Origin of the sequence: Serratia sp. (in: enterobacteria) (genome assembly GCF_046715635.1) — a bacterium.
GTDB lineage: Bacteria > Pseudomonadota > Gammaproteobacteria > Enterobacterales > Enterobacteriaceae > Chania.
In genome coordinates this window covers 1-2976 of record NZ_JBKJYW010000390.1, presented here as the reverse complement: position 1 = coordinate 2976, position 2976 = coordinate 1, and the positions used below count along the sequence as shown (strand labels likewise).

4 protein-coding genes are annotated in these 2976 nt (G+C 54.6%); 1 reads left to right on the top strand and 3 read right to left on the bottom strand.

Annotated features, from left to right (window positions below; all coding sequences use genetic code 11):
• The 3 genes from phrB to ACLQ7H_RS20265 form a co-directional block, all read right to left on the bottom strand.
• Positions 1–1225, bottom strand: a 1225-nt coding sequence (gene phrB / locus ACLQ7H_RS20275; RefSeq protein WP_411754220.1) for a deoxyribodipyrimidine photo-lyase, incomplete at its 3' end; no start/stop codon positions are given.
• Positions 1226–1240: 15 nt separating this feature from the next.
• On the bottom strand, positions 1241–2194 hold the full coding sequence (locus tag ACLQ7H_RS20270; RefSeq protein ID WP_411754219.1) for a YbgA family protein: 954 nt from the start codon (positions 2192–2194) through the stop codon (positions 1241–1243).
• A 122-nt stretch (positions 2195–2316) separates the two neighbouring features.
• Positions 2317–2523: a YbfA family protein gene (locus ACLQ7H_RS20265; protein ID WP_411754218.1), complete on the bottom strand. Its 207-nt coding sequence runs from the start codon at positions 2521–2523 to the stop codon at positions 2317–2319.
• 73 nt (positions 2524–2596) lie between these two features.
• Here ACLQ7H_RS20265 and ACLQ7H_RS20260 point away from each other — a divergent pair.
• On the top strand, positions 2597–2976 hold a 380-nt coding region (locus ACLQ7H_RS20260), incomplete at its 3' end, for a hypothetical protein (protein WP_411754217.1).

Genomic DNA, 2976 nt, shown 5'->3' with positions numbered 1-2976 from the left:
GTTCGCCCTGAGTGGTTGGGTTAAAGATGCGGAAATAAGGTGCGGCATCGGTGCCCGTGGAGGCGGCCCACTGCCAGCCACCGTTGTTGGCGGCCAGATCGCCATCCAGCAATTGGGACATGAAATAGTGTTCACCGGCGCGCCAGTCGATCAGCAAATCCTTGACCAGGAAGCTGGCAGCGATCATCCGCAGGCGATTATGCATCCAGCCGGTTTGATTGAGTTGACGCATGGCGGCATCGACAATCGGATAACCGGTATTACCCTGTTGCCAGGCCAGTAAAGCCGCGTCGTTGCGTTGCCAGCATACCTTATCCGTCCAGGCGATAAAGGGACGGTGCTTGCATAACGCGGGATACGCTACCATCAGGTGACGATAGAATTCTCGCCAGATCAGCTCATTAAGCCAACAGAAAGCGCCGCTTTGCGGATTTTCCAACACATCGGGGCACTCGACGCGCAGACGGTTGAAGCACTGGCGGGGAGAGATTACACCGATAGCCAGATAGGGTGACAGGTTGCTGGTCCCGGCAATGGCGGGCAGATCGCGCTGTGTCGCATAGTCTTGCACCTGCTCGCGGCAGAAAGCACGCAGCCTGTGCAATGCAGCCTCTTCGCCTGCGGGATAACTCTCTCCCACCTCAGCCAAAGGATAATCGAATGCCGCCGCTGCGGTAAAACCAACGGCTTCCCCACGCGGGCGTGGGGCTGGCAGAGAGCTCACGTCGGACTCGGTCAACCGCTGGAGAAAGGCTTTACGAAAGGGCGTATACACCTTGTACATCTCGCCGTTGCCGGTTTGCACGCTGCCGGGGGGCAACAGCAGGCTATCATCAAAGCTGTGGCACCTCACCTGCCCGGCCAACGCCTGCTCAAGGCGGGCGTCTCGTTGACGCTCATTGATTTCATACTGACGGTTGTAAAACAGAGCCGTCACCTGCTGGCGCTGGCAGAACTCCACCAGCCAGTTAATCGAACCGGCAAAATCGTCCCCCTGATGGCTAATCAGTTCAATGCCCCGAGCCGCCAGCACCGCTTGCACCTGCAGCAGATTGGCGTGGATAAACACCGCCTGACGTGGTGCCATCTGGTGCTGCCGCCATTGCGCGGGGGTGGCAATAAATACCGCCATCACCTTGGCTTGCGGATCGCTACAGGCGGCGGACAGGGCTTTATTGTCGGTAATGCGCAGATCGTTACGCAACCAGACCAGATGCGTGGTCATAACACTCCTTGCAGGTTAATGGCCGTAGCGCAGGCGCAGCGCCTCCGGGTAGGGCTCAAAATAGCGCTGTTGCGCCAGATAGCTATCAGGATATTCGGCCATGTAATGTTTTAACAGCGTAATCGGTGCCAGCAACGGTTGCATGCCCTGGCGATAGTGGTCGATAAGGCTAGCCAGTTCCTGGCGCTGAGAGCGACTAAGCTGACGGCGGAAGTAGCCCTGTACATGCATCAGCACATTGGTGTGATTGCGCCGGGTCGCCTTGTGTTGCAACAGCCTCATCAGGCGCTGGCGGTATTCCACCGCAAAGGCGTCAAGCGATTCCCAACGTTCGATATCTGCGACAAAACGGCCCAACTCCCGGTACTCCGGTTGTGAATGCGCCAACAGTGAAAGTTTATAACGGCTGTGAAAAGCGATCAGCCCGCTACGGGTTAACCCCTGACGCCACAGCATATTCAGTTCATAAAGGGCAAACACCCGTTCGACAAAGTTTTCCCGCAGCACGGGATCGGTCAGGCGACCGTCTTCTTCTACCGGCAACCACGGCATTTGCTGGAGCAGCTCGGCGGTAAACAGCCCGACGCCACTTTTATGCGCACCCTGACCGTTCTCGTCCCAGAGCTTGACCCGCTCCATACCGCAAGTAGGCGATTTTGCGCAGACTATGTAGCCGCATAAATGTTGCAACTGGCTAACCCGCAGCTCGGAGAACTGTTGCATCCGTTCGGTAAGATCTACATTGGGGTCATTGCTGTGGAGCAGCCGCGTCTGCTGTTGGTTTTTAACCAAACGCAGCGCAGGCCGTGGCGTTGGCAAGCCAATCGCCATCTCGGGACAAATCGGCTCAAACTCTACGTAGGGTGCCAATTGTTCCACGGCGAATTCGCAGCGTTTATGGCCACCATCGAAACGCACCGCACTACCCAACAGGCAGGCGCTGATCCCGACTGGGATCTTGTCACTCATAGCTTGTCTCCCATCAACCGGTTAATGCTAGAAGTGTAGAGGAGTTAGTGCGTTACTGCGGCCTAAAACGCAAAAACCCCCGCCACAAGGGCGAGGGTTCGTAGTAGTGCCACGGGCCAGGATTAATAAAAATCGCAGGACGCCGTTTCTGCCTGTTGCAGCCAGACCGGTTTATTGCTGGTTTTTGACCAGACGCGGTGTAAAAAGCTGTAAAAACGTGCGCGATCGGCACGGAACAGCATCACCGGCAAAGCAAGAACACCGACCAGAATCACTGCGCTACGGCGCAGGAGGACCCGATGCAACGGATAGGCTTGGTAGTTAGACATACGAACCTCCTTAAAAACATCCGCGCCAGGTTGTCAGGACCCGACGCAATGCAAAACGATAAATGATGGCCAATTGGAAACTGAGCAAAATATTACCGCATATGGTGTAATTTTACAACTCATCCGACCACTAAAATGCGCAAAAAGAGCACAAAAAAGGCCTTCACAACGTAATTTTGTTACATCAAGGTTAATAACTAACTTAACATTGGTTATATTGTGGTTTCTTGGCGTTGCTGGGGCCGTTAAACGGATTTTTACGCCAACAGCCCACCCGCCCACTCCCTTGTTGCGTATAAAACCGCCACTTTCTGCCGTTATTTCAATCATTTTTATACTTTTTTTACACCCGGCCCCGCTATTTTTTCATCTTCTTTCTACTGCCCTCCCTACACTCAGGCTATCAAAAACAACACCTCTGGAGGTGTCCCGTGAGTTTCAGCGTTATTGGTG